We start from the raw sequence: 2,947 nt of genomic DNA, 5'->3' as shown, positions 1-2,947 counted from the left end.
CATGGATGTCCCTTCGTGGTTACCTCTGTAGCTACACTACCCGTCTATGTACTCACTCAACCAACTGGACCCCCGAGTTTCGGGGCTGATGCGGAAGGCATGGTCATGGAATTCGACGTGACTATCGAGATCCCGAAGGGAAATCGAAACAAGTACGAGATCGATCACGAGACGGGACGTATCCGCCTGGATCGCATGCTGTTCACCTCGACCCGGTACCCGGACGACTACGGGTTCATTGACGACACCCTGGGCGAAGACGGGGATCCGTTGGACGCACTGGTGCTCCTCGAGGAACCCACCTTCCCCGGCTGCGTGATTCGCTGCCGGGCGCTCGGCATGTTCCGTATGCGCGATGAGAAGGGCGGCGACGATAAGGTTCTGTGCGTGCCGGCGTCGGATCAGCGCGCGTCGTGGCGCACCGAGATCGAGGACGTGTCAGAGTTTCACCGCTTGGAGATTCAGCATTTCTTTGAGGTGTACAAGGATCTCGAGCCCGGCAAGAGCGTCGAGGGCGCTCACTGGGTTGGCCGCGAAGAGGCGGAAGCCGAGATTCGTCGCTCCTACGAGCGCTTGAAGGAGCACGAGGACAAGCACTGAGCTTGCGGAGCTGTCGCGGTGGGGCCGCGCGAACAAACGTTCGCGCGGCCCCACTTCACGCTCACAGTGTTGCTGCGTTGCTGCGCGCTCGGGACGCTTTCGGGGACCCGGCCGCGCCGACGCTAGTTACTCTTGGGTCCTCCAATGGCTTCGTGGAGGTCCTTCAGTTTGTCCCAGTAATCCTTGTAGTCCTTCGCGTTACCCAGCAGTTCACGTGATCGTTTAAATCCGGCTTGCCACAGGTCTTTACGATCAGCCAGCTGATTAATCCGCTTCAGTTTGTCCGGATCTTTGAAGAGCGCTCGGGCAAGGCCAAAACCGCCCGCCTTACCGATGTCCGATGGTTTGTTGAGGACATCAACCGGACCCTTGATGACGTACTCATATGCGCCCTTGACAATGGGCTTCGCCTTATCGGTGACCTTCTTAATTCCTGCACGTCCAGCGTCGACCATGTCATCAATTTTGCCAAGCGTGTCCGCGTGCTTGCCGGCCACGTGGTGCAAGGCGTCTCCGACCTTGTCCATGGTTTTGCCTGCAAGATTAGAGACGCTCGCGAAAAGATTGTTGAGCGTCGTTCCGAGACTCTTCAAGATGGACTCGAGTCGCGAAAAGATGCCATTGGCCGACCGGAAGCCCTCAAGAACCTGACTTCCCTTCTTCTTAATCTTCGTAACCCAGCTGGCGACCGTTGTCGAAATGTTGTAGGCGATCTTGGGCAGCAGGGTCCCCACCGACAGCAAGGCCTCCGCGACGGCCTCGGCGAAGGTACCGATGAGATCAGCGATCGCATCGCGCGTGAGCTCGTAGACGATCTTGACGACTGCGGACAAGATGCACAGGCCCGTGGCGACAAGGTCACACACCTCAGCCATCTTGCGGAACAACAGGACGAGTCCTGTCACCTCGACCTTGTAGGCAGACAGTGTTCGACATACCTGCGGGGACAGCTGCGAGTGGAAGTCTGCGTCAAGTTCGTCGCCTGCCTGTTTCCACTGGGCGCCGATCCGCTGCCACGTAATCGCAGCCGCCTCGACCTGTTCCGGGTCGCCCGTGAATTTCTGCAGCATGTCGGGCAGGGGAGCAATATGATCCATGATCCAGCTGACGACATGAGACACCACGGTTTTGACGGGGTTCATGACGAATCCGACGACGTCGGCACCCAATGAAACAGTGTTGAGAGTGGCGTCGAAAACACTCTTAGACTCGCACAGATCCGAAATATCCGTAATGATGCCGGCAGTCTTGTACCACTTGGTCTCATGGGTGGACGCTGGCTGCGCAACCTGCACACTCGACACCATCAGACGTAGCCCCCATCGAGCAATCCGGCGACCGCTATATTCTTCGCCGATTCAGCGTCTGTCAGCTCAAAGTCGGTTGCCGCCATATCCACAAGCTCGGCTCCTCTTTGCAGGGTAGTTCCCGCCTCACGATGCGCTTGGGCAAAGACCGCCGCAACAAGCGCATAGGGAGGAAGAATAAGCGAACTGAAGACCCCGAAAGCATGGTCACTCAGCGCGGAAGTGTACGCGGTAGCGCCCTGCGTGACGGTTAGCCCATCGCGGTAAACTTTTGTGGAGTGCTTGCGCCACGAGTCTGTTCTTACGTCGATGTCGGCCATCGAGTATTCCTTTCATGCGAATGAGCAGATGCTACCAAAAGTTCAGAACACAACCATAAAACTATGGCGGCGCACACAGTTAGGTGCGTGTCGTTTATCCCTGGCACTACCATTTCATTCAACCGAGTCGAGGTTTTACGACGAGATCACGCTCGCGCCCATCACCCAGCCCGGTCAGAATACCCATTTTCGAATACGGATTGACGCTCGTGAATGCGCCGGACGCTCAACACGGGGTCGCCGAGCGAGACTAAGAACCCATCATCTGCCCGCGGCTTCCCATCCAGCTCCACCGCCTCGTACTGGCGAGAGAGGCACCCAGTTAGCGATCCTTGCGAGCTTCAGCGAGGATGCCGGTGCGCTCATAGACTGCAACGGTCAGCGTTGCGTCCGAAGACTGGCAGGCAGCCATCAGGGTGACGTCGGGCTGGCGTGACTTGTCAACTCCGCGCTCAAAGCGCACCTGATTGATGGTGAACTGGCGCGCGTATCCGTCGGGACTCACCAGGTCGAACGTGACGTCAGTGGACGCGGGGCTTGAACCCGTGCGCGCAACCTCCACCTCACGCATATTCTGACAGGTGACGTTCTCGTGTGTTGTTACCCCGTCGCGCCAATCGGCGACAGCCGGGCCAAAAATCGACGTGGATACGCAGATGACGGCCCCCAGCACGGCTGCGGACGCGACAAACCCGGCGAGCGCCGCGAGGGGGGCCGGCG

The 2,947-nt window shown here is 58.5% G+C and carries 3 protein-coding genes and 1 pseudogene; 1 reads left to right on the top strand and 3 read right to left on the bottom strand.

The annotated features are described in order from the left end of the window. Positions 1–105 precede the first annotated feature (105 nt). Positions 106–600 carry an inorganic diphosphatase gene (locus BQ7477_RS02350; protein WP_073982680.1) on the top strand — a complete coding sequence of 165 codons (495 nt, stop codon included), beginning with the start codon at positions 106–108 and terminating at the stop codon, positions 598–600. Positions 601–722: 122 nt separating this feature from the next. On the opposite strand, the gene BQ7477_RS02345 is transcribed toward BQ7477_RS02350, so the two are convergent. The 3 genes and pseudogenes from BQ7477_RS02345 to BQ7477_RS02335 form a co-directional block, all read right to left on the bottom strand. Then, positions 723–1,895, bottom strand: coding sequence for a hypothetical protein (locus tag BQ7477_RS02345; protein ID WP_073982669.1), 1,173 nt, complete (start codon positions 1,893–1,895; stop codon positions 723–725). 11 nt (positions 1,896–1,906) lie between these two features. Next, positions 1,907–2,227, bottom strand: coding sequence for a hypothetical protein (locus tag BQ7477_RS02340; RefSeq protein ID WP_073982668.1), 321 nt, complete (start codon positions 2,225–2,227; stop codon positions 1,907–1,909). Between the two features lie 322 nt (positions 2,228–2,549). Next, a pseudogene (locus BQ7477_RS02335) lies at positions 2,550–2,947 on the bottom strand (hypothetical protein); the annotation flags it as partial.

The sequence above is a fragment of the Actinomyces bouchesdurhonensis genome (genome assembly GCF_900128465.1).
Lineage (GTDB): Bacteria > Actinomycetota > Actinomycetes > Actinomycetales > Actinomycetaceae > Pauljensenia > Pauljensenia bouchesdurhonensis.
This window is presented reverse-complemented; position numbering and strand designations above follow the sequence as displayed.